The organism is Stenotrophomonas sp. KH_052, assembly GCF_057838755.1.
On sequence record NZ_CM174475.1, the window covers coordinates 615,261 to 635,204 of the forward strand.

Annotated in this window: 15 protein-coding genes; 8 read left to right on the forward strand and 7 right to left on the reverse strand. The window is 68.0% G+C overall.

What is annotated here, in order from left to right; translation table 11 throughout:
* Positions 1-4 precede the first annotated feature (4 nt).
* The 3 genes from pssA to rimI are packed head-to-tail and all read left to right on the forward strand — an operon-like array spanning position 5 to position 1,775.
* The gene (gene pssA, locus AC3ITW_RS02740; protein ID WP_004142286.1) at positions 5-781 is read left to right on the forward strand and encodes a CDP-diacylglycerol--serine O-phosphatidyltransferase; all 777 of its coding nucleotides are present in this window, start codon (positions 5-7) and stop codon (positions 779-781) included.
* Positions 778-1,281, forward strand: a complete 504-nt coding sequence (locus AC3ITW_RS02745) for a hypothetical protein (RefSeq protein WP_004142287.1) — start codon at positions 778-780, stop codon at positions 1,279-1,281. The genes pssA and AC3ITW_RS02745 overlap by 4 nt, the downstream gene beginning before the upstream one ends.
* Positions 1,278-1,775, forward strand: coding sequence for a ribosomal protein S18-alanine N-acetyltransferase (rimI, locus tag AC3ITW_RS02750; RefSeq protein WP_004142288.1), 498 nt, complete (start codon positions 1,278-1,280; stop codon positions 1,773-1,775). Before AC3ITW_RS02745 ends, rimI begins: the two co-directional genes overlap by 4 nt.
* 67 nt (positions 1,776-1,842) lie before the next feature.
* Here rimI and AC3ITW_RS02755 read toward each other — a convergent pair whose 3' ends face one another.
* From AC3ITW_RS02755 to AC3ITW_RS02775, 5 genes are all read right to left on the reverse strand, one after another.
* A complete protein-coding gene (locus tag AC3ITW_RS02755) occupies positions 1,843-2,664 on the reverse strand; it encodes an EamA family transporter (RefSeq protein WP_032968532.1) in 822 nt (273 codons plus the stop codon).
* A 121-nt stretch (positions 2,665-2,785) separates the two neighbouring features.
* Positions 2,786-5,614 (reverse strand): valine--tRNA ligase, encoded by a 2,829-nt coding sequence (locus AC3ITW_RS02760; protein ID WP_004142369.1) that lies wholly within the window; start codon positions 5,612-5,614, stop codon positions 2,786-2,788.
* Positions 5,615-5,647: 33 nt separating this feature from the next.
* Positions 5,648-5,839, reverse strand: a complete 192-nt coding sequence (locus AC3ITW_RS02765; protein ID WP_012510005.1) for a YqaE/Pmp3 family membrane protein — start codon at positions 5,837-5,839, stop codon at positions 5,648-5,650.
* Positions 5,840-5,858: 19 nt separating this feature from the next.
* Positions 5,859-6,284, reverse strand: coding sequence for a DNA polymerase III subunit chi (locus tag AC3ITW_RS02770; protein WP_005415211.1), 426 nt, complete (start codon positions 6,282-6,284; stop codon positions 5,859-5,861).
* An 82-nt stretch (positions 6,285-6,366) separates the two neighbouring features.
* Positions 6,367-7,845, reverse strand: a complete 1,479-nt coding sequence (locus AC3ITW_RS02775; RefSeq protein ID WP_004142473.1) for a leucyl aminopeptidase — start codon at positions 7,843-7,845, stop codon at positions 6,367-6,369.
* A gap of 104 nt (positions 7,846-7,949) precedes the next feature.
* Between AC3ITW_RS02775 and lptF the strand changes: the two genes are divergently transcribed.
* Positions 7,950-9,032: an LPS export ABC transporter permease LptF gene (lptF, locus tag AC3ITW_RS02780; protein ID WP_012510006.1), complete on the forward strand. Its 1,083-nt coding sequence runs from the start codon at positions 7,950-7,952 to the stop codon at positions 9,030-9,032.
* On the forward strand, positions 9,029-10,135 hold the full coding sequence (gene lptG / locus AC3ITW_RS02785) for an LPS export ABC transporter permease LptG (protein ID WP_004142518.1): 1,107 nt from the start codon (positions 9,029-9,031) through the stop codon (positions 10,133-10,135). Before lptF ends, lptG begins: the two co-directional genes overlap by 4 nt.
* 82 nt (positions 10,136-10,217) lie before the next feature.
* On the opposite strand, the gene AC3ITW_RS02790 is transcribed toward lptG, so the two are convergent.
* Complete coding sequence (locus AC3ITW_RS02790; protein WP_012510007.1) at positions 10,218-10,709, reverse strand: RDD family protein; 492 nt, start codon at positions 10,707-10,709, stop codon at positions 10,218-10,220.
* A 56-nt stretch (positions 10,710-10,765) separates the two neighbouring features.
* Here AC3ITW_RS02790 and xerD point away from each other — a divergent pair, with 56 nt between their 5' ends.
* Both xerD and AC3ITW_RS02800 read left to right on the forward strand, forming a co-directional pair.
* A complete protein-coding gene (xerD, locus tag AC3ITW_RS02795) occupies positions 10,766-11,743 on the forward strand; it encodes a site-specific tyrosine recombinase XerD (RefSeq protein WP_012510008.1) in 978 nt (325 codons plus the stop codon).
* Between the two features lie 100 nt (positions 11,744-11,843).
* Positions 11,844-12,635: a DsbC family protein gene (locus tag AC3ITW_RS02800; protein WP_012510009.1), complete on the forward strand. Its 792-nt coding sequence runs from the start codon at positions 11,844-11,846 to the stop codon at positions 12,633-12,635.
* Between the two features lie 121 nt (positions 12,636-12,756).
* Here the strand turns inward: AC3ITW_RS02800 and AC3ITW_RS02805 are convergent, their stop codons facing one another.
* A complete protein-coding gene (locus tag AC3ITW_RS02805) occupies positions 12,757-14,868 on the reverse strand; it encodes a glycosyl hydrolase family 18 protein (RefSeq protein ID WP_154354607.1) in 2,112 nt (703 codons plus the stop codon).
* 830 nt (positions 14,869-15,698) lie between these two features.
* On the opposite strand from AC3ITW_RS02805, the gene purL reads away from it, so the two are divergent.
* Complete coding sequence (gene purL, locus AC3ITW_RS02810) at positions 15,699-19,583, forward strand: phosphoribosylformylglycinamidine synthase (protein ID WP_012510011.1); 3,885 nt, start codon at positions 15,699-15,701, stop codon at positions 19,581-19,583.
* Positions 19,584-19,944 lie beyond the last annotated feature (361 nt).

Here is a 19,944-nt window from a genome sequence, read left to right on the forward strand (position 1 = left end):
TTCCATGGACCCGATCACACCGCCGCCGCGCTCGCGCACGATTTACCTGCTGCCCAACCTGTTCACCACCGCCGGCCTGTTCGCTGGCTTCTACGCGATCATCGCCGCGGCCAACGGGGATTTCGTCAATGCCAGCATCGCCGTGTTCGTGGCGGCGGTGATGGATGGCCTGGACGGGCGCGTGGCGCGCCTGACCGGCACCAGCAGCGAGTTCGGCGTGCAGTACGACTCGCTGGCCGACCTGGTCAGCTTCGGCATGGCCCCGGCGCTGGTGATGTACCACTGGTCGCTGTCGTGGCTGAAGTTCGATGACCCGCTGCTGGGGCGCGTCGGCTGGGCCGTGGCCTTCCTGTATGCCGCCTGCGCTGCACTGCGCCTGGCCCGCTTCAATACCCAGGTGGCGGTGGTCGACAAGCGCTGGTTCGTCGGCCTGGCCAGCCCGGCTGCGGCCGGCCTGATGATGTCCTTCGTCTGGGCCTTCGCCGATGGCAACCTGGGCTGGGACGGCAACCAGCTGCGCTATGTGGCGCTGGCGGTGACGATTGTCTCCGCACTGCTGATGGTCAGCCGCATCCGCTTCTGGAGCTTCAAGGGCGGTGCCGCCAAGGGCGGTCGTTCGGACCGGGTGCCATTCCTGGTGTTGGCACTGGTGCCGGTCGCCATCGCCATCGCGGTGATCGATCTGCCGCGCGTGCTGTTTGCGGTCGGCATCCTGTACGCGCTGTCCGGCCCGGTGATGTGGGCGGTGCAGCGCCTGCGCAAGAAGCCCGAGGCCGCGTGAGCCAGGACCTGCCCGTGCTGTGGTCATCGGCCCAGCAGGCCTGGCTGCAGGCCATGGGCTACACCGTCTATCACGACGGCCAACTGGCCGCCGAACTGGACGCCGCGCTGCAGTTGAGCGTGGCCGAAGCCGAGGCCGCACAGCCGGCGGAACCGGCGCGGGCGAGCAGCCCAATCGCGCGCGAGCACCCCGCCGAAGCCGTCCCCGCGCCCCGTGCGGAACGCCCGGCTCCGCCGCGCCGCGAGACGCCGGTCAGCGCACCGGATACGGCGCCTGCACCGGCCCGGCCGCTGCCCAGCGGCAATGCGCGGCAGCCGGTCGTGCGCCTGCCGGATCGCCTGCAGATCGCGTTGTTGCGCGCGTCCGGCTGCAATCCCAACGACCCGGCCACACAGACCCTGATGGAGAGTTGGCCGCTGGACCAGCTGCGTCACGATCCGGCCGCCAAACGCGCGCTGTGGCCGCAGCTGCGCGCCCTGCGCAAGCGGGGCATGCCGTGAGTGCGGTCCGGCAGCCCGGTCCGGTCAGCCTGCGCGCGCTGCGCGAGAGCGACCTCACGGTGGTGATGGCGATCGAGGTGCGCGGTTATCCGTTTCCGTGGACCCGCGGCATCTTCGTGGATTGCCTGCGTGCCGGTTACCCCGGCCTGGCCATGGAGCGTGACGGCGAGCTGATCGGCTACGGCATGCTCAGCATCGCCGCCGACGAGGCACATGTCCTCAACATCTGCATCGATCCGTTGACGCAGTCGCGTGGCCTGGGTCGCCAGTTGCTGCGCGCACTGGTGCAACTGGCCGGCGACCGTGGCGCGCAGCGTGTGTTCCTGGAAGTGCGGCCTTCGAATACACCGGCACTGGCGCTGTATCACAGCGAAGGCTTCAACGAGATCGGCCGTCGCCCGCGCTACTACCCGGCGGCACAGGGCCGCGAGGACGCGGTGGTGATGGCGATCGAACTGGTCCACGGCGACCTGCAGGCGATGCCGCCGCTGTAACGAAGAAGGGTTGCCGGCCAGCGGCCGGCACTACCGGTAGCTGCCAACCTTGGTTGGCACGTCTTGCTCACGCCAACCGCAACGCCAACACGCCGCCCACGATCAACGCCGCCGCCAGCCAGCGCGCGCGCGGAATCCGTTCGCGCAGCAGGAACACCGAGATCAGCAACGCGAACAGGATCGACGATTCGCGCAACGCGGAGACCATCGCCACCGGTGCCTGGGTCATTGCCCATAGCGCCATCGCGTAAGAGGCGGTGGTGCCGGCGCCGCCGGCCAGCCCCAGCGGCCAATGCTGCCGCGCATAGTCCAGCACCGCGCCGCCGCGGGTGTACAACGCCCACAGTGGTAGCGGAATGCCTGACAGCAGGAACAGCCACAGCGTGTAGCTGAGTGCGCTGCCGGACTGGCGCGCGCCCTGCGCATCGACCAGGGTGTAGGTGGCGATCATCGCCGCGGTCAGCAGCGGCAGGCGCAGCTGGCCGCCACGCGCACCCAGTGCCATGCACAGGATACCGGTGCTGACCAGCACCACGCCCAGCCACGCTGCAGGCGGCAGCTGCTCGCCCAGCAGGGTGCCCGCCAACGCGACCAGGATCGGCGCGCTGCCACGCATCAGCGGGTAGGCCAGGCTCATGTCGACCTGCTGGTAACAACGTGCGACCAGCCCGTAATAGGTCACCTGCAGCAGCACCGAAGCGGCCAGCCATGGCCAGCTGTGCGCGGCGGGGAAGGGCAGGAAGGGCAGGGCAGCGGCGGACAGCAACGCGGCGCTGCCGGTGATCAGCACGGTGCCGAGGAACTTGTCCGGCCCGCGCTTGACGATCGCGTTCCAGCTGGCGTGCAGGGCTGCAGCGGCGAGAACCAGCAGGAAGATGGAAAGAGGCATCCAGCGATGATGCCATGCGCGCGAAATGTAGAGTCGAGCCATGCTCGACTGCTGTCATGAGTCGAGCGGGGCTCGACTCTACAAAAGGAAACGCCGGGCAGTACCCGGCGCTTCCCGGCGCTTACAGCTTCGCGCGCTGCTCGCGCAGGCCGGCCAGCTGGGTGTTCCAGTCGACCAGGCGCACGCGTTCCTGCTCGACCACGGCCGGCGGCACCTTGTCGGTGAACTTGGCCAGCTTGGTCTCGCTCTTTTCCTTTTCGGCTTCGACGCGGGCGATTTCCTTGTCCAGGCGCACGCGCTCGGCATCGAGATCGACCAGGCCTTCCAGCGGCACCAGCAGCTTCAGCTCACCGACGATCGCGGCGGCGGCCGGCGGTGCGCTTTCGCCTTCGGCCAGCCACTGGATGCTGTCCAGCTTGAGCAGGAACGACAGCGAGGCGCTGAAGCGTTCGATGCGCACGCGGTCCTGCTCCAGGCCGGCCTGCAGGCGCAGCGGCACCTGCTTGGACGGGGCGACGTTCAGTTCGCTGCGCACGCGACGCACCGCACTGATCACCGCCTTCAGCCATTCCACGTCGGCCTCGGCCTGGGCGAAATCGCCTTCGAACTCGGCGGCGGTCGGGTACGGGCGCAGCGACAGCGTGGTTTCGGCCAGGCCCAGTCGCGGGGCCAGCTGCTGCCACAGCTGTTCGGTGATGAACGGCGTGAGCGGGTGCAGCAGGCGCAGCAGCGCTTCCAGCACGTACAGCAGGGTGTGGCGGGTGCTTTCGGCGTCGGCGGCATCGGCACCGTTCAGCGCCGGCTTGCTCAGTTCCAGGAACCAGTCGCAGAACTCGTTCCAGGCAAACTCGTACAGGCACTGCGCCAGCAGGTCGAAGCGGTAGTTGGCGTAATGGCCCTGGGCCTCGCTGGACACGGCCGCAAGGCGCGAAAGGATCCAGCGCTCGGCATCGGTACGCGGGGTCGGCATGCCGGTGAACGCTGCACCCTCGGTGTTCATCAGGGTGAAGCGGCTGGCGTTCCACAGTTTGTTGCAGAAGTTCTTGTAGCCCTCGGCGCGGTTCATGTCGAACTTGATGTCGCGGCCGTGGGTAGCCAGCGCGGCGATGGTGAAGCGCAGCGCATCGGCACCGTGGGCGGCGATGCCGTCCGGGAATTCCTTGCGGGTGGCCTTCTCGATCTTCTCCACCATCTTCGGCTGCATCAGGCCGCCGGTGCGCTTGGCAACCAGGTCGTCGATGCTGATGCCGTCGATGATGTCCAGCGGGTCGAGCACGTTGCCCTTGCTCTTGGACATCTTCTGGCCCTGGCCGTCGCGGATCAGGCCGGTGAAGTAGACGTCCTTGAACGGGATCTTCCCGACCAGGTTGTCGGTGGCCATGATCATGCGCGCCACCCAGAAGAAGATGATGTCGAAGCCGGTGATCAGCACCGACGAAGGCAGGTAACGGTCGAAGCCACGCTCGGCCATGGCCTGCTCGTTCGGCCAGCCCAGGGTGGAGAACGGCCACAGCTGCGAGGAGAACCAGGTCTCCAGCACGTCGCTTTCCTGGTTCAGCACCACGTCGCTGCCCAGGCTGTGCTTTGCGCGCACTTCCTCTTCGCTGCGACCGACGTAGCAGCTGCCGGTGGCTTCGTCGAACCACGCCGGAATGCGGTGGCCCCACCACAGCTGGCGGCTGATGCACCAGTCCTGGATGTTGTTCATCCAGTGGCGGTAGGTGTTGATCCAGTTCGGCGGCACGAAGGAAATGCTTCCGTCCTCGACCAGTTCCAGGCCACGCTTGGCCAGGTCGTCCATCTTCACGAACCACTGGTCGGTCAGGTACGGCTCGATCACCTGGCCGGTACGGTCGCCACGCGGCACCTGCAGCTTGTGCGCCTTGGTCTCGACCAGGATGCCCAGGTCTTCCAGCTCGGCCAGCACGGCCTTGCGCGCGGCGTAGCGGTCCAGGCCCTGGAAGCGCTCCGGCGCGTTCTCGTTCAGCGCTGCCACCGGAGTGAACAGGTTGATCATCGGCAGGCTGTGGCGCACGCCCACTTCGTAGTCGTTGAAATCGTGGGCCGGGGTGACCTTGACCACGCCAGTGCCGAAGGCGCGGTCCACGTAATCATCGGCGATCACCGGCACGCGGCGGCCGGTCAGCGGCAGCACCACGCTCTTGCCGATCAGGTGCGCATAGCGGGCGTCTTCCGGATGCACCATCACCGCGGTATCGCCCAGCAGGGTTTCCGGACGGGTAGTGGCCACCACCAGGTAGTCGCGGGTTTCGCGCAGGGTTTCCACGCCGTCGGCATCGCGCTCGACGTGCTCGTAGCTCAGGCCGTCATCCAGCGTGTAGGCGATCGACCACAGGAAGCCGTCTTCCTCGGCGCTCTCCACTTCCAGGTCGGAGATGGCGGTCTTCAGCACCGGATCCCAGTTGACCAGGCGCTGGCCGCGGTAGATCAGGCCCTGCTCGTACCAGCGCACGAAGGCTTCGTTCACCGCCGCCGAAGGCTGCGGATCCATGGTGAAGGTGCTGCGCGACCAGTCGGCCGAGGTACCGAGGCGGCGCATCTGGCGTTCGATGATGTCACCGGACTGCTGCTTCCACTCCCAGACCTTGCCGATGAAGCCCTCGCGACCCAGCGAATCGCGGGTCTCGCCCTTGCCTTCCAGCGCCAGGTTGCGGCTGACCACCATTTCGGTGGCGATGCCGGCGTGGTCGGTACCCACCTGCCACAGCGTGTCGTAGCCGCGCATGCGGTGGTAGCGCACCAGTGCATCCATCAGGGTCTGCTGGAAGGCATGGCCCATGTGCAGGGTGCCGGTCACGTTCGGCGGCGGCAGCAGGATGGTGTACGGCTCGCCCGTGCCGGACGGCTTGAAGTGGCCGGCCTTCTCCCAGGCCTCGTAGAGGTCGGTCTCGAAGGACTTCGGGTCGTAGCTGGAGGCGAGTTGGGTCATGCGGGGCAACCGGTAATCAAGGCGGAAGGGAGATCAGCGCGGCCCGAGGGCGCGCCGGATCTTCTGGTCGGTGTGGTACTGGCTGACCGCGTAGGCGGCCCAGATCGCGGCGGGCAGCCAGCCGATCAGGGTGATCTGCAGGATCAGGCAGACGATGCCGGCAAACGGCCGGCCGATGGTGAAAAAGGACAGCCAGGGAAGAATCAGGGCGATCAGCAGGCGCATCAAGGGGTCCTCGCTGGACTTACATGTCGTGCTTGTTCAGGTCGTAACCGGCGGCCTTGTACTGGCGCCAGCGCTCGCGCAGCGGTTCGCGCGCTTCCGGGTCGGCCGGGACCACTTCCAGCACGCGCTCGCACTGTCCCAGCCAGGGTTCGTCGCGCAGGTTGATCACCAGCGGGCGGGCCGGCGCTTCAGTGCCGGGCACGGCGATCAGCACCAGGGCCTCTTCCTCGTCCATGTCTTCGCCGGCGATCTGGTGCGGGATGTAGGCATCGTTGTCGAACGCCCACAGCAGTTCGTCCAGCTCCTCGGCCTGGGCCTGGTCGCGGGCCAGCACCAGGGTGAACAACCCGGCGTCGTTGGCCTTGCGCGCCAGCTCGCAGACCAGGCGCAGCGGCTCGGTCAGGAAGCGGGGCTTGGCGATCAGGTAGAAGTCGGCGCGGGGCATGGCAGGATCCGGGTCAGGCAGGGGCCCGGCGCTGCCGGGCGAGGCCCTGGCCGGCGGGCGCCGGCCAGGGTCGGGTACGGCATCAGGCGCGGGCGGCCTGGTCCAGCAGCCACTGGCTCAGCAGGCCGACCGGGCGGCCGGTGGCCATGCCACGCTTGCCTTCATCGCTGGCCACACCGGCGATGTCCAGGTGGGCCCAGCGCTGGCCTTCGGCGAAGCGCGACAGGAAGCAGCCGGCGGTGATCGCACCGGCCCAGCGGCCGCCGATGTTGTAGACGTCGGCGAAGGTCGAATCCAGCATCGGCTGGTATTCGTCCCACAGCGGCAGGCGCCAGGCGCGGTCGAACACCTGCTCGCCGGCGGCCAGCAGCTCATTGGCCAGGTCGTCGTGCTTGCTCATCAGGCCGGCGGTCTGGTGGCCGAGGGCGACCATGCAGGCACCGGTCAGGGTGGCGACGTCGACCAGCGCGGCCGGCTCGAAGCGCTGCGCGTAGGTCAGGGCGTCGCACAGGATCAGGCGGCCTTCGGCGTCGGTGTTGCCCACTTCGATGGTCTTGCCCGACATCGAGGTGATCACGTCGGACGGACGATAGGCGTTGCCGTCGATGGCGTTTTCGACCGCCGGCACCACCACCACCAGGTTCAGCGGCAGCTTGGCCTTGACCGCAGCGACGAAGGTGCCGATGACGTTGGCGCCACCGCACATGTCGTACTTCATCTCTTCGATGCCGCCCTGGGTCTTCAGGTTGACGCCACCGGTATCGAAGGTGATGCCCTTGCCGACCAGCACGTACGGCTTGGCATCGCCGCCATTGTTCCACTTCAGCACGACCAGGCGCGGGCGGTTGGCCGAGCCACGGGCCACGGCGAGCAGCGAGCCCATGCCCAGCGCTTCCATCTGGTGCTCGTCGAGGATCTCGGCTTCGGCACCGTCGTGCTCGCCGGCGAACTTCACGCCGACCTCGGCCAGGTAGGCCGGGGTGCAGTAGTTCGGCGGCAGGTTGCCCAGCTCGCGGGCGAACTCGACACCGGCGGCGATGGCCTGGCCCTGGGCCAGGGCCTGCGCGTCGTCACCGGCGATGGCCAGCTGGGCCAGGCCGGCGTCGTCGGCCTTCTTCTTGCCCAGGGTAGCGGTGTAGCGGTAGGCGGCGTGATCGGCGGCGATCACCGCCTGGCGGATCGCCCAGGCCGCATCGCGGTCCTTCACTGCCACTTCGGACAGGGTGAACAGTGCGCTGCGGACAGCGCCGGCCTTCAGCGCGCGTACGGCATCGCCGACCGCCTTCAGGTACTGCGGCACGCCGAAACGGGCCGCTTCGCCCAGGCCGACCACCAGTACGCGCGGGGCGGTCACGCCCGGCAGGTCGTGCAGCAGGGTGGTCGCGCCGGTCTTGCCGGACAGGTCGCCACGCTGGGCCAGGGCGGCCAGGCGGCCACCGCTGGCGGCATCCAGTGCCTGCGCGGCCGCAGTCAGGGTATGGTCGGCATAGGCGCCGACGACCAGGCAATCAACGGCGGCCGAAGCCGCGGCGAGGTGGTTCAGGGTGAATTCGAGAGCCATTGAGCAGATTCCATTGGCAAGTCCGTACAATCGCGGACCGTTTACGCCCAGACAGTAGACTGGGCGGCACCGCGAACGAACCCCAGAGTTTAAACCACCGCCCCATGTTGAAGCTCGACCGATACCTGCTGGGCGATTTCGTCCAGAGTTTCCTGGCTACCCTGATCGTCCTGCTGGTGGTCAGCGTGGGCGGCGTGCTGGTGGACATCCTCGGCAACATCGCCGATGGGCGCCTGCCGGCCAAGCTGCTGTTCTCTCAGCTGGGCCTGCAGTTCATCGCCTACCTGCCGCTGATCCTGCCGCTGGCGCTGATGCTGGGCCTGCTGCTGGCGGTCGCCCGCCTGTACCGGGACTCGGAAATGGCGGTGATCACCGCCATTGGCGTGGGCCCCAAGCGCCTGCTGCGGCCGCTGCTGATGCTGGTGCTGCCGGTCGTGGCCCTGGTGGGGGCCTGCTCACTGTGGCTGGGGCCCTGGGCCGGGCGGGTGGCCGAGCAGATGATCATCGAGGCCAACCGCAGCGTGCTGATGGCCGGACTGGAGCCGGGCCGGTTCACCCCGCTGCCCAATGGCGGCGTGGTCTACCTGTCCTCGATCTCGCCCGATGGCACCCGGCTGGGCAGGGTGTTCCTGCAGCGGCAGAAGGACGACCGCCTCGAGGTGGTGTCTGCCGCCGGGGGCCGGATGTTCTTTGAAGGCGCCCGCCAGCGCTTCCTGGAGCTGGATGATGGGCACCAGGTGGAGGGCCCGGTAGCGGGTGGGCTGGACTACCGCCTGGCGACCTTCGCGCGCAACGACGTGGCCCTGCCCGACGGTGCGCAGACCCGTACCGAGAACGATCCGGAGCTGATGCCGACCACGAAGCTGTTCGGTGATGCCCGGCCCGAGGCACAGGCACAGCTGCATCGCCGGCTGGCCCCGCCGCTGATCGCACTGGCCTTCGCCCTGTTGACCGTGCCGCTGGGCCGCAGCTCTCCGCGCCAGCAGCGCTATGGACGGATGATGCTGGCCCTGCTGGCCTACATGGTTGGCACCAACCTGATGTTCATCGGCAGTGGCTGGATCGCCACCGGCAAGATTCCGGCCGCGCTCGGCCTGTGGTGGCTGACCCTGCCGTTGCTGGGGCTGGCGATCTGGATGTATGCACGTGATGGCCGCCTGGGCCGGCCGAAGGGAGCCCACGCATGAGGCTGCGCCCGATGCGTTTCGATCTGTACCTGGGCCAGTCGGTATTCACGACGGTGCTGTTGACCTGGACGGTGCTGGTCGGCCTGGACGTGGTGATGGCCTTCTCCGGCGAGTTCAAGGACATCGGCAAGAACGGCTACTCGCTGGGCCATGCCGCAGCCTGGGTGCTGTACACGGTGCCGCGGCGGGCCTACACCTTCTTCCCCACCGCTGCGGTGATCGGCGCCCTGATGGGCCTGGGCCAGCTGGCGGCGACCTCCGAACTGACCGCGCTGCGCGCGCTGGGGCTGTCGCGCAAGCGCCTGAGCGTGTCGGTGGCGATTGCGCTGTCACTGCTCACCGCAGTGATGGTGCTCAGCGCCGAAACGCTGGGACCCTGGGGCCAGGATCGAGCCGATGCGCTGAAGTCCAGCGCCAAATGGGGCCAGGACATTTCCACTGCACGCTACTCCGGGCTGTGGGCGCGGGAGGGCGACACCTTCCTCAGCGCCGCCGGTGGCGAAGAGCAGCTGGTGGGTGACAAGGGCACGCGGTTGATCCTGCGCGACGTGCGCCTGTACCGCATCGCCGAGGACGGACAGATCGCCTCGTTGACCCACGCGGCCACCGCCGAGCACGACAACGATGGCTGGGTGTTGACCGGTGTGCGCCGGGATACGTTCGGCGAACGTTCGGCCACGCGCGAGGAAGTGGCGCGCGAGCCGTGGAATTCCAAGCTGGATGCCGGCGCGCTGGCGACCGGTATCGCCAAGCCGCGCAACCTCAGCGTGGCCGAGCTGCGTACCAGCATCGAGTACCGCGAACGCAATGGGCTGGATGCGCGCGACTATGAGGATGTGTACTGGAGCCGCTGGTTCTACCCGGTGAACGTGCTGGCGCTGTGCCTGGCGGCGGTGCCGTTCGCATTCGGCTCGCTGCGCAGCGGCGGCATGGGCAAGCGCCTGTTCCTGGGCATCCTGTTCGCGCTGGGCTTCTGGTTGCTGCAGCTGTTCTTCGGCCGCATGGCCGGCGCGTTGAAGTTCGATTACCGCATTGCCTATGCGCTGCCGCCGATCGTGATGCTGGCGATATCCGGACTGCTGTTCCGGCGCAAATCGGGCTGATTCCGGTAGCGCCGGGCCATGCCCGGCGGAGGTTTGCGGTAACCCACGTCCGCCGGGCATGGCCCGGCGCTACCAGGGCAATTCACCGCTTCGGCATGCGCACCAGCCGCGTGCCACTGGCACGGTCGTGCCAGGTCAGCCGCTGGCGGTCGATCAACGCCCACCAGAAGCCGATGCCGCCCAGCAGCAGCGACAGCGTGCCCACTGCGAAACGCAGCCACAGCTGCCTGCGTCGTAGCGGCGTGCCATCGCTTGATTCCAGCTTCAGCCGCCACGGCCGCATGCCCAGTGTCTGCCCGCCACGGCGCCAGCTGGCGGTGGCGTACCACCCGGTGATCGCCCAGCACACCGCCCACAGCAGCCACTGCCAGGCACTGAACGGTGCGATGTTCTCGCGCTGGGTGTGGCCATCAAGGGTGTAGGCGATGGTGAACAGTGTGCCGGCCAGCATCCACAGGGCCAGCACCGGCAACGTGTCGTAGACCATCGCCAGCGTGCGCCACAGCAGCAGTGCGCGCGGGCGGGGCATCTCGGTGGTGGCCGCAGTGGCCGTGTCGGTGGCAGGGCGGGACATGCGCCGAGCATACGCAATGCTGGCCGCATCCGCAGTCGCCCTCGTATCCTGCACGCATGGCCCCTGTTTCCACCCCCGCCGAACGCCGCCAGCTGGTGCAGCAACTGCCCGAGCTACGGGCCGATGACAGCCTGCGCATCCAGCGCTTCCTCGATGCGATCTGGGCCGAGAACGGCCTGGCCCGCGCCACCCTCGACAGCTACCGGCGCGACCTGGAAGGGTTGGCACGCTGGACCGATGGGCGCGAGGGTGGCCTGGCCGGCATTGAACGTCCCGGGTTGTTCGACTACCTGGCGTGGCGTACCCGGCATGGCTGGTCGCCGCGCAGCAACGCGCGCCTGCTGTCGGCGCTGCGCGCGTTCTTCGCTGATGGTGTGCGCCGGGGCGATCGCAGCGAGGACCCCAGTGCACTGCTGGATCCGCCGAAGCTGCCGAGGCTGCTGCCCAAGGCGTTGGCCGAAAGCCAGATCGACGCACTGCTGGCGGCGCCGGACATCGACAGCCCGCTGGGCCTGCGCGATCGCGCCATGCTGGAGCTGATGTATGCCGCCGGGCTGCGCGTTAGCGAGCTGGTGCTGCTGCCGGCCACGGCGGTCAACCTGCGCCAGGGAGTGTTGCGGGTCACCGGCAAAGGCAGCAAGGAACGGCTGGTGCCGTTGGGCGAGGAGTCGCAGCATTGGCTGGAGCGCTATCTGCAGCAGTCGCGGCCGCAGCTGGTTGGCAAGGGCAAAGTGCAGGCCTTGGCCGATGGGCAGACACCGTTGTTCATCGAGCCGACGCTGCATGCGTTGACCCGGCAGGCGTTCTGGCACCTGGTCAAGCGCCACGCACAGGTGGCCGGCATCGATCCGGCACGGATCAGCCCGCATGCCCTGCGCCACAGCTTCGCCACCCACCTGCTCAACCGGGGCGCGGATCTGCGCGCGCTGCAGATGCTGCTGGGCCACAGCTCGCTGTCGACCACCCAGATCTACACGCTGGTGGCGCGCGAACACCTGCAGAAACTGCACGCCCGCCATCACCCGCGCGGCTGAGCAGGGGCCTGAACCCTTGCCGCGAGCCCTGCCTGCCATCGCGGCCTGGCAGCGGCGGCTGTGTCAGAATCCGGGGTCTTCTTCTGTCGCGGACCGCTCCATGCTCCGATTTGCCATCGCCGCCGTGTTCGGTGCGCTCAGCCTGACTGCCTGCGCCCAGCCGGCCCCGCCGGCCGCCAAGGCACCTGCTACCGCTGCTGCGGCCAAGGCTGCCAGCCCGGCTGCCAACGGCTCGGCCGACCAGGCCGTGCGTGCCGCGCTGACCGCGCTCAATCCGGGTTTCGAAGTGGATTACATCGGCGCCGCGCCGTTCCCCGGCTTCCGCGAAGTGGTGGTCTCCGGCCAGCTGCTGTACGTGTCCGATGACGGTCGCTACCTGTTCCAGTCGCAGCCCTACGACACCCGCGCCAAGGGTCCGGCCAACAGCGAAGGCCTGCTCGGCTACCGCCGCGATCTGCTGGCCAAGGCCAACCACGGTGACCGCATCGTGTTCGCTGCGCCCAATGCCAAGTACACCATCAGCGTGTTCACCGACATCGAATGCGGCTACTGCCGCAAGCTGCACCAGGATATCGCCGAGCTCAACCGCAACGGCATCAGTGTCGAGTACCTCGCGTTCCCGCGCATGGGCCTGGGCAGCAAGGACTACACCGACATGATCTCGGTCTGGTGTGCGGCCGATCGTCGCCAGGCGCTGACCAGCGCCAAGCGCGGTGGCAGCGTGCCGGCGAAGAGCTGCACCAACCCGGTGGCGATGCAGTACGCACTGGGCCAGCAGCTGGGCGTGAACGGTACCCCGGCGATCTTCGCCCCGGACGGTACCCAGCTGGGCGGCTACCTGCCGCCGGCGCAGCTGCGCGCCGCGTTGGAAAAGCTGTCGGCCAAGCGCTGATCAGAACACCGCCGGGCATGGCCCGGCGCTACCGTGGAATGGCGGGTAACGCCGGGCCATGCCCGGCGGATGCATCATGCGAGCGAGGCCGGGGATGCAAGTCGCACCCCCGGCTTTTTTCTTATTGCAGGCCGTCACTGACCGCCTTGGTCAGCGTGCCCTGCGCATCGTCACCACTGAACTCCCAGACGAATGCGCCGCCCAGGCCCTGGGTCTTCACGTAGCCCATCTTGCGGGTGATGTTGGCCGGGGTGTCGAAGCTCCACAACGTGCTGCCGTTGTAGATCCAGGTGGCACCGGCGGTGTTGTCGGTGTAGCCCGGCCACGCCAGGTTCTTCAGCACCTTCCAGTCCTCGATGCCGGCTTCATACGTGCCCGGGGCGGCGCCGGTCGCGGTCTGGTACAGGCCGTTGTTGGCGTTGGCCACACCGGTCCAGCCACGCCCGTAGTAGCCGATGCCCAGGTTGAGCTTGGCGGCGGGCACGCCACGGCTGATGAAGGCCTCGATGGCGTCGTTGCTGTTGTAGAGCTTCTGGTCGCCGGTGGACGGATCATTCGGCGAATCGAACAGCGCCGACTGGTGATTGGTCTTCGCATCCCACGCGCCGTGGAAGTCGTAGGTCATCACATTGATGTAGTCCAGGTACGGGTGGTACGCGGCCGGATCGGTGACGCGGATCTTGTCGATGCCGGCACCCACCGCTACCGTCAGCAACAGGCCCGGACGCACCGCATCGAGCTGGCGGCGGAACTCGGCCATCAGCGCGGTGAAGTTGGCGTTGTCCTCCGGCTTGCCACATTCGATGCCGCAGGCCACCGGGTATTCCCAGTCGATGTCGATGCCGTCGAACACACCCAGGGCGGCACCGGCGCCACCGGCACCGTCGGTCACCGGCAGGTTGCCCTTGATGTAGGCGTCGATGCACGAGGCCACGAAGGCCTGGCGGTTTTCCGGGCGCGCCGCGCTGGAGAAGCCGCGCGACCAGGTCCAGCCACCCAGCGAGATCAGCACCTTCAACCCCGGGTGCTTGGCCTTGAGCTGCTTGAGCTGGTTCCAGTTGCCGCGCAGCGGCTGGTCCCAGGTATCGGCGCTGCCGCTGACGCTCTCGCCGGCACCGAAGGCCTTGCTGTAGTCGGCAAATGCATCGCCGCCGGCACCGGTGTTCGGATCCGACGGTTGGGTGATGCCCACTTCACAGCGGTTGTTGCGCACGTTGCCGAACGCGTAGTTGATGTGGGTCAGGCGTGCGGCCGAACCGCTGCTGTCGATGTTCTTGACCCGGTAGTTGCGGCCGTAGATGCCCCACTGGGTGAAGTAACCGATGACCCGCTTGCCGGTGCCGCCGCCATTGCCGGCCAGCGTGGTGGCGCTGATCTCGGTGCCCTGTGCCGATGCATTGCCGGCGTTGTCGCGGGCGCGCACGCGGTAGCGGTAGGTGGTCGATGCGGTCAGCCCACCATCGACGTAGCTGGCGCTGGACGGTGAACCGACCAGGCTGCCGTTGCGGTACACGTCATAGCCGGCCACGCCGCTGCCGCCCGTGTTGTCGGTGGACGGGCTCCAGCTGAGCGCGATGCTGTTGGCGGTGCGGGTGCCGACCGCCAGCCCGCCCGGCACGCTCGGCGCGGTGGTATCGCCACCGGCAGCGTTGACGGTGATGCTGATGGTCGTCGTGCTGGCGGTGGCGTTGTTGTTGTCGGTGGCTACCGCGCGCAGGGTATGGCTGCCGGCGCTGGCATTGGCCCAGCTGGCCGCATACGGCGCATTGGTGGCCACGCCCAGCGAGCTGCCATCGCGGAAGAATTCGACCTTGGCGACGCTGCCGTCCGCATCGCTGGCATTGGCGGTCACGTTGACCGTGCTGCCGGCGCTGAAGGTGGCGCCATTGGCCGGTGAGGTCAGGCTGACCACCGGCGGCTGGTTGCTGCCGCTGCCATCACAGGCACCGAGGCTGGTGTAGTAGGGCGCACCGGCCGGATGGTCCGGCGGCGCGTTCCAGATGTCCTGGTTCGCCCGATAGAGGACGCCTCCTTTCTGCAGGGTATCGCCGGCCCGGTAGATCTTGGCCTGGTCCCACTGGGCCACCCCGGCACAGCTGGCGGCCTGCGCCAGGCCGGGCAGGGCAACGGCCCCGGCAAGGGCCAGCAGCCAGGCCAGACGGCGCGGGCGACAGCGGTGGAGGGAGCGTTCGGCACTGCGGACATCGGCACTCAGCACAAGCGGGTCGTACATGGTGTGTCTCCGATCGATCGGTTGGCGCGCGGGCCCGGATGGCGCCGCACGTAACGCAGGTCCGGACATCGCCCGGGAAGGCGACGGAGGGGGACGGACGGAGGTACCTGGGAAGCCGGGGAGAGAGTCCGGCGCCAGGTTGGGACAACGTTGTCATCAATCGCGTGGTCAATCCGTGAGCAAGCGCATGGTTCCGGGATCCGGGCCAAGGGCGGCGCTGCGCGCGGTCGGCGGCCATCGGCGGAGCCCCTCGTGGCGGGTCGAACTGCGAATTCATGGGCTTGGCCGGGCGGGTGGGCATCGCGGGGGACGCCGTAAACCCTTCCCTGGGGGCTTGGCCGCGGCATCCATGCCGCGGACACCCCCGCGATGCCCACCCGCCCGACCCTGGACAGTTTCCTGCGGGTGCCAGCCACGAAAGACAGAAGAAAAAAAACAAAAGCAAAAGCCGGTCGCTCCGCTCTTCATGCCTGATTTCTGATGTTCCCTGGTTGCCGGCCAGCGGTCGGCACTACCGGGGAGCATCCACGCATGGCGTGGATCTACCGCAGATCGCGGGAAATTGTCGAAGGCGGGGTGGGTCCGGTTGCGGGGGTGTGAGCGGCATGGATGCCGCGACCAAGCCCCCATGGATGGGTTTACGGCGTCCCCCGCAACCGGACCCACCCCGCCATCTCCCAGGAAACCCGCTGTTGCTGTGGCTTTTGCCTTTGCTCTGGCTGTGGCCTTGGCTCGGGCGCCTCTGCGGGTGCCGGGCGCCGCCCGGCCAGAGCCCTTCCCCCGCTTCCGGTACAATGTCGGGCCCGTTTCCCAACTACGGTTCCCCGGACATGATGGTCCTCGAGGGCGCGCCCGCCCTGTCGCCGTTCCGCCGCGAACGTCTTGAATCCCGCCTGCAGTCCATCGCTCCCTCCCTGCGCATCAGCGGTGCCTGGCACGTCTACTTCGTGCAGCCCGAAGGCAGCGCCGTCCCCGACCTGACCACGCTGTGCCGCATCCTCGAAGCTGCGCCGCAGGCCGAGGCCGTGGCCGAAGGCGCGGTCAGCCGCATCGTGGTGCCGCGCCTGGGCACGCTGTCGCCGTGGTCGAGCAAGGCCACCGAACTGGTGCGTGGTGCTGGGCAGCCGGTCAGCCGGGTCGAACGTGGACTGCGCATCGACGTGCAGGGCTGGCCGGCCGATGCCGCCGCCCAGCAGGCGCTGATCAAGGCGCTGCACGACCCGATGACACAGTCGGTGCTGGAGAACGTCGAGCAGGGTCAGGCCCTGTTCTCGACCCCGGCCCGGGGTGAACTGGAGCGGGTGCCGGTGGACCAGCTGGAGGCCGCCAACCAGCGCCTCGGCCTGGCCATGGCCCAGGACGAGATCGATTACCTGCGCGAGCGCTTCAGCGCGCTGGGCCGTTCGCCATCGGACGTGGAACTGATGATGTTCGCGCAGGCCAACTCCGAGCACTGCCGCCACAAGATCTTCAATGCCAGCTGGACCATCGACGGCCAGGAGCAGGACCGCTCGCTGTTCCGGATGATCAAGAACACCCACCAGCAGACCCCGCAGCACACGCTCAGCGCGTACAGCGACAATGCCGCAGTGATCGAAGGGCATCCGGCGTCGCGTTATCGCCCGGACCCGGCCAGCGGCGAGTACCGCAGCGAGCCGAGCGTGCCCAGCGCGTTCCAGATCAAGGTGGAAACGCACAACCATCCGACCGCGATCGCGCCGTTCCCGGGTGCCTCGACCGGCGCCGGTGGCGAGATCCGCGACGAAGGCGCGACCGGCCGCGGTGGCAAGCCGAAGGCCGGCCTGAGCGGCTTCTCGGTCTCGCACCTGCGCATTCCCGAGCTGCCGCAGCCGTGGGAGGCGCCGCGCGCGCTGAACCCGCGCATGGCGCCGGCGCTGGAAATCATGACCGACGGCCCGCTGGGCGGCGCTGCGTTCAACAACGAGTTCGGCCGCCCGGCCCTGCTCGGTTACTTCCGTAGTTTCGAGCTGCCGGAAGGCGCCGACCTGGTGCGTGCCTACGACAAGCCGATCATGCTGGCCGGTGGCCTCGGTGCGATCGACCGCGTGCAGGTCGACAAGATCCTGCTGCAGGATGGCGACGCCGTCATCGTGCTCGGTGGCCCGGCGATGCTGATCGGCCTCGGTGGCGGTGCCGCCAGCTCGGTGGCCTCCGGCGAAAGTGCCGAAGACCTGGATTTCGCCAGCGTGCAGCGCGACAACCCGGAAATGGAGCGCCGCTGCCAGGAGGTCATCGACCGCTGCGTGGCGATGGGCGCCGACAACCCGATCAAGTTCTTCCATGACGTCGGTGCCGGTGGCCTGTCCAATGCCATCCCCGAGCTGCTGCACGACTCCAAGGTCGGCGGCATCATCGATCTGGGCAAGGTGCCGACCGACGACCCGTCGCTGTCACCGATGCAGCTGTGGTGCAACGAATCGCAGGAACGCTACGTACTGGGCGTGGCGCAGGAGCGCCTGGCCGAATTCGCTGCGCTGTGCGCGCGCGAGCGCTGCCCGTTCGCCGCAGTTGGCGTGGCCACCGCCGAAGAACACCTGGTGGTGGCCTACGGCGCTGTTCCGGGCAACATTCCGGCTGATGCGCCGATCGACCTGCCGATGGACGTGCTGTTCGGCAAGCCGCCGAAGATGCACCGCGACACCGCACACCCGCCGGCCCCGCGCTGGCCGGCGCTGAAGACCGGCGGCCTGGACCTGCAGGAAGCTGGCCTGCGCGTGCTCGCGCACCCGACGGTGGCATCGAAGAACTTCCTGGTCACCATCGGCGACCGCAGCGTCGGTGGCCTGACCGCGCGCGAGCAGATGGTCGGCCCGTGGCAGCTGCCGGTGGCCGACGTGGCAATCACCCTGGCCGACTTCAACGGCGTGGCCGGTGAAGCCATGGCGCTCGGTGAGCGCACCCCGCTGGCGCTGCTGGATGCCGCGGCGTCGGCACGCATGGCGGTGGGTGAAGCATTGACCAACCTGTGCGCTGCGCCGGTCGATGCGCTGGACGAGATCAAGCTGTCGGCGAACTGGATGGCCGCTGCCGGCCACCCGGGCGAAGACGCGCTGCTGTACGACGCGGTGAAGGCGGTGGGCATGGAACTGTGCCCGCAGCTGGACATCAGCATCCCGGTCGGCAAGGACTCGCTGTCGATGCAGGCGCAGTGGCACGACCAGGGCGAGGCGCACAAGAGCGTGTCGCCGGTGTCGCTGGTGATCACTGCATTCGCGCCGGTCGCCGACGTGCGCCAGCAGTTGACCCCGCTGCTCGACCGCGAAGTCGAGAGCGAGCTGTGGCTGATCGGCCTCGGCGCCGGCAAGCAGCGCCTCGGTGGTTCGATCCTGGCCCAGGTACATGCCGACCATGGCGACCTGCCGGCCTTCGCCGGTGCCGCCCCGGACCTGGATGACCCGCAGCGCCTGCGTGGCTTCTTCGAACTGATCCGCGATGCGCGCCAGTCCGGGCTGCTGCTGGCTTACCACGACCGCAGCGACGGTGGTGCCTTCGCCGCACTGTGCGAAATGGCCTTCACTTCGCGCCTGGGCCTGGACATCACCCTTGATGCCTGGGGCGATGATCCGTTCCGCAGCCTGTTCAACGAAGAGCTGGGTGCGGTGGTGCAGATCGCGCGCGAAGACCGCGCGGCCTTCGCCGACCTGGTCGAGCGGCATGCCCTGACCGAATGCGCGCAGCGCATCGCCAAGCCGACCACCGCACCGGTGGTGCGCGTGTCGCTGGGTGGCGAGAACCTGGCCGAATGGCGCTGGGACGCGCTGTTCGATGCCTGGTGGTCGGTCACCCACGCCATGCAGAAGCGCCGCGACAACCCGGCCAACGCTGACGCCGAGCGCGAGATTGCCCGTGCCTTCACGGCGCCGGGCCTGAAGCCCAAGCTCAGCTTCGACCTCAACGAGGACGTGGCGGCGCCGTTCATCAGCACCGGTGCGCGTCCGCGCGTGGCCGTGCTGCGAGAGCAGGGCGTCAATGGTCAGATCGAAATGGCGAATATCTTCGAACGTGCAGGCTTCCGCGCGTTCGACGTGCACATGAGCGACCTGATCGAAGGCCGCGTGGCCCTGCAGGACTTCACCGGCCTGGTCGCCTGTGGTGGCTTCAGCTATGGCGACGTGCTCGGTGCCGGCCGTGGCTGGGCGACCTCGATCCTGGAGCGCAGCGCACTGCGTGATGCCTTCGCTGCGTTCTTCGCCCGCGAGGACAGCTTCGCGCTGGGCGTGTGCAACGGCTGCCAGATGATGAGCCAGCTGAAGGGCATCATCCCCGGTGCCGAGCACTGGCCGCAGTTCCGCCGCAACGCCAGCGAGCAGTTCGAAGCCCGTACCGCGCTGCTGGAAGTGGTGGAATCGCCGTCGATCCTGCTGCGTGGCATGGCCGGCTCGCGCCTGCAGGTGGCGGTGGCGCATGGTGAAGGCCAGGCGGTGTTCGACAACGCCGTTGACCAGGCCGCCGCACGCGTCTCGCTGCGCTACATCGACGGCAATGGCAACGTCGCCAGCCAGTACCCGCTGAACCCGAACGGTTCGCCGGACGGCATCACCGGCCTGACCAGCACCGACGGCCGCGTCACCATCATGATGCCGCACCCGGAACGCACCCCGCGCGCGCTCAACATGAGCTGGGCCCCGGCCGAGTGGCAGGGCGATTCGCCGTGGATGCGCATGTTCCGCAACGCGCGGGTGTGGTGCGGCTGATCGCACTGCATCGCGCAGGCCTCAATGCCATCGCGTATGGAAAAACCCGCCGTTGATCGGCGGGTTTTTCTTTGCGCGATTGAAACTCCAGTCGCGACCGCTAGTTACATGCATTTCCATGCGTCGAGGAATCGTCACGCATGCATAACAAAATCCTTTCATAAACACGTGAAATAGTGATGTGCTTCACGGCAATAGGATTTGCCGTGTCAAAGTCTTGACGATCTGCAAAGTTGCCGTTAACACTTGAACCCCGTTTCAGAATCATTCATTTCGCAGTAACCGCTTGGCGCACGCGCTCGGTTTTCTGTCGCTGCGCGCCGTTCGGCAATACCCCGCAGTAAATCACGCGAATAAACGC